At 43.7% G+C, this 302-nt stretch carries 1 pseudogene; it reads right to left on the bottom strand.

The annotated features are described in order from the left end of the window. Window positions 1-49: 49 nt before the first annotated feature. A pseudogene (locus RH88_RS09835) lies at window positions 50-302 on the bottom strand (IS5/IS1182 family transposase); the annotation flags it as partial.

The raw sequence follows: 302 nt of genomic DNA, 5'->3' as shown, positions 1-302 counted from the left end.
TGTTTCCTAATTCGATTTTAGTTAAAAACGCGCCTAACATGATTACTTGTTAGGCTATTGCTACCGTTTCAGGCATACCTAGCCCTGTGAGCTTGTTTAACGCTTTTATCATGGCGTAAGCATTGTAATTTCTTAAGCTTAATGTACCGCCGAGAAGTTTTTTTACACGGAACATCGCCGTCTCCGAGATCGAACGTTTATGGTAGCCGTACTTCTTTTTCCAATGCTTATTTGAACCAGATAGTTTCTGGCAACCGACCGCTAGATTACGGGTATGACCACGCTCCCAGAAGGCTGCGCCT

The organism is Vibrio scophthalmi LMG 19158, assembly GCF_000222585.1.
Classification (GTDB): domain Bacteria; phylum Pseudomonadota; class Gammaproteobacteria; order Enterobacterales; family Vibrionaceae; genus Vibrio; species Vibrio scophthalmi.
This window is presented reverse-complemented; position numbering and strand designations above follow the sequence as displayed.